Below are 2,981 nucleotides of genomic sequence, written 5' to 3'. Positions count from 1 at the left end.
CGCGCGCCTGGTCGCCCATTCCGGCTTTCACGGCGGGGCCTTCCTGTATCCCTGGCTCACCCGTTACCGGCACAGCGGCGCGTTCACTCCGGAGCTGGAGCGGCGTCGCCAGCTGTTCGCCCGCCGGCTCGGGGAATCCGGCAGCTTCGAGCCCAGCCCGGCCATGCTTCGCTCGCGCAACGCCCACTTCGCCCAGATCCCCCGGCAGGCCGCCTGACGAGGTGCCCGTGCCCGCCTGGACCAGCCGGCGCTGCTCAGCCTTCCAGCGCCGCCTTCACCATCGGGCTGGCGAGCTTGAGGTCGATGGCCGAGCCGTGGCGGGCCTTCAGCTCCGCCATCACCTTGCCCATCTGCCGTGGCGAGCGCTCGGGCAGGGCCGCGACCACCGCCTCGACCTCGGCACGGGTCAGGGCCTCGTCGAGCATGACCGGCAGGTAGCCGGCGAGGATCGCGCGCTCGCGCTCCTGGACAGAAGTGTCGCGGCCAGCGAGATGGCCGATTGTTTCCTCGACGTTCTTGAGGAAGGCGCGGACAGTGCGCACCACCGTCTCGTCGTCCGGCGACTTGTCGTCCTTGCCGGCAGCCGCCATCAGGGTGCCCAGCAGGTTCTTGGCGACCTCGTCGCGCGCCTTCATCGCGGCGAGCCGGTCGGAGCGAAGCTGATCGAACAGGGCCATGACATCGTCCGGAAGGGAGAAGAGCCCGGCCGGCGCGCTCGCGGCCCGGCAGGGAGCCGGGCAGATTGCCCGACGTTGATGCAGATGTGGGGTCGCGGGGCCGGAAGCGAAACGGCGTCGCGGCGACGGAGCCTGGCTTTGCGGCAAGGTGGATGGGGCTGCGACGATGCGGGATGAGCGGGCTGCAGGGACACATGCGAGAAGGACGGCATCGCTGCCGCTGCGCGTTGCCTGCCTGGCCGGACTGCTGGCGCTCGGCGCCTGCGCCGGTGGGCCGGAAGTAGGGCTGGTCGCGGACGGCGACCCCCGCTCCGCCCGGATCCTGCTGGAGAACGTCAACCGGAGCGGGCCAATGCCGGTCGTGACCACGGGCACCGCACCGGGCGGCCTGACGCCGTCGGAAGTGGCAGCGGCCCTGGCGCAAGGGGTCAGCGGTGGCGCCGAATTCACGATGCAGCCGGAGGCCCAGAGCGACGGGCCGCGCGTGCTGCTCCTGTTCGGCCCGCCGGAACAGCTCTCGCCCTGGCGCGCCTGCGCGCCCGACGCGGTGCTGGGCTCCGGGTTCGGCGATGGCCGGCGCGTGGCCGCCCTGGTCTGCGACGGCCCGAGCACGGTGGCGCATCTGCGGGCGGTCGCCGCCGGCGACACGGCGGCGGATGCGACCGACCTGCTCCAGGCGGTGGGCGACAGGCTGTTTCCCGACCCGTACGAGCGCTACGCCTATGATCGCTACAGCGGCGTCGGCTATGGCGGGTTCGGCAGCTTCGGCAGCTACGGCAGCAGCGTCGGGGTCGGCATCGGGTTCGGCTTCTGACTGGCCGAGAAGGCGGCGAGCACCCGCTCGACCGCCCGCAGCGGCGTCTCCGCGCCCGCCGCCACCTCCGTCCGGCAGCGGACCAGTTCCGCCGCGCTGCCGGGGTCGCGAGCCAGCAGTTCCAGGAGCCGGGCATGCAGCAGCGTGTCCAGCCAGCGCAGTTGCTGGGCCCGGCGCTTCTGGTCGAGCTGGCCTGTGGCACTCATCCGGTCCAGCCAGCGCAGCATGCTCGCCCACAGCTCGGGCAGGCCCGCTCCGGTCAGGGCCGAGACCGTCAGCACATCCGGCCGTGAGGCCGCGTCCTCGGGCAGCAGGATGCGCAGCGCATTGGCATAGTGACGCCGCGCCTGCTCGGCGGCGAGCCGCTGCTCGCCGTCCGCCTTGTTGACCGCGATCAGGTCCGCCAGCTCGATCAGGCCCTTCTTGATGCCCTGCAGCTCGTCGCCTGCCCCCGGCAGCATCAGCACGAGGAACAGATCGACCATGTCGGCAACACTCGTCTCCGACTGGCCCACCCCCACTGTCTCGACCAGCACCACGTCATAGCCTGCCGCCTCGCACAGCAGGCCGGCTTCGCGAGTGGCGCGTGCCACCCCGCCCAGCATGCCGGCCGATGGCGACGGGCGGACGAAGGCGGCAGGGTCCGTCGCCAGCCTGGCCATGCGAGTCTTGTCGCCCAGGATGGCGCCACCGGTGCGCGTGCTGGAGGGATCGACCGCCAGCACCGCCACCTTGTGCCCGGCCCCGGTCAGCATGGTGCCGAACGCCTCGATGAAGCTGCTCTTGCCGACGCCTGGCACGCCGGTGATGCCGATCCGCCTGGCGCGGCCGGCATGCGGCAGGACCAGGCGCAGCAGCGCCTGCGCCTCCGCCTGATGGTCGGCCCTGCGGCTCTCGATCAGGGTGATCGCGCGGGCCAGCGCCGCCCGCTCCCCGGCGAGCAGGCGCCTTGCCAGATCGGCAGTCGCCGGCGCGATGTTCGTCATGCTCATCGCTCCCCACCTAGCCGCTGGGCAAAGCCCCGGGTAGTCGCTTCGTGCCTTCCGGAGCGGCAGCGGCCGGCTGGCAGGGGCGAGCGAAGTCCAGCTCACGCTGAAACTCGACGCGACGACCATCACGATCCAGGCCGGTCCGCCCGCGAGCGTGGCCGGTGCAGAGGCAGGAACAGCCGGTTGCCGCAGCCCCTATCACCTCACCGCCGGAAAGCATGGTCCACGATCCTGCGAGGCCGCAGGCCGGCTGATCGGGCTCCTGGGAGTCCCTGGTTCTCGATCCACCGCACCAATGTTCCCCGGCTGAAGGAGCCGGCAATCGCCTCGTAGCGGCGCAGCCTCGAGAGCCCGTCATAAGACCTGCGGAGCGTGTGAGCGTGAGGCGCGGAACTGATTGGATGAAAGACCTTCTGGCTTTCGCCGGCCTTTGGCGGCTGGTCGAGCCGCGCCTGCCGGCGCGTAGGGTACGCCGGAGAGGTGGCCGTCCGCCGGTCGATG

The 2,981-nt window shown here is 71.7% G+C and carries 4 protein-coding genes; 2 read left to right on the top strand and 2 right to left on the bottom strand.

Annotated features, from left to right (window positions below):
- Positions 1-217: hypothetical protein (locus tag EQG76_RS08050; RefSeq protein ID WP_159712250.1), on the top strand; the 217-nt coding region annotated here is incomplete at its 5' end.
- Positions 218-254: 37 nt separating this feature from the next.
- On the opposite strand, the gene EQG76_RS08045 is transcribed toward EQG76_RS08050, so the two are convergent.
- Positions 255-677: a GatB/YqeY domain-containing protein gene (locus EQG76_RS08045; RefSeq protein WP_159712248.1), complete on the bottom strand. Its 423-nt coding sequence runs from the start codon at positions 675-677 to the stop codon at positions 255-257.
- A gap of 166 nt (positions 678-843) precedes the next feature.
- Between EQG76_RS08045 and EQG76_RS08040 the strand changes: the two genes are divergently transcribed.
- Positions 844-1,491, top strand: coding sequence for a hypothetical protein (locus tag EQG76_RS08040; RefSeq protein ID WP_159712246.1), 648 nt, complete (start codon positions 844-846; stop codon positions 1,489-1,491).
- Here EQG76_RS08040 and meaB read toward each other — a convergent pair.
- Positions 1,449-2,477, bottom strand: a complete 1,029-nt coding sequence (gene meaB / locus EQG76_RS08035) for a methylmalonyl Co-A mutase-associated GTPase MeaB (RefSeq protein ID WP_159712244.1) — start codon at positions 2,475-2,477, stop codon at positions 1,449-1,451. The two genes, EQG76_RS08040 and meaB, sit on opposite strands and share 43 nt — an antisense overlap.
- Between the last annotated feature and the right edge of the window lie 504 nt (positions 2,478-2,981).

It is taken from the genome of Geminicoccus flavidas, from assembly GCF_009806515.1.
GTDB lineage: Bacteria > Pseudomonadota > Alphaproteobacteria > Geminicoccales > Geminicoccaceae > Geminicoccus > Geminicoccus flavidus.
This window is presented reverse-complemented; position numbering and strand designations above follow the sequence as displayed.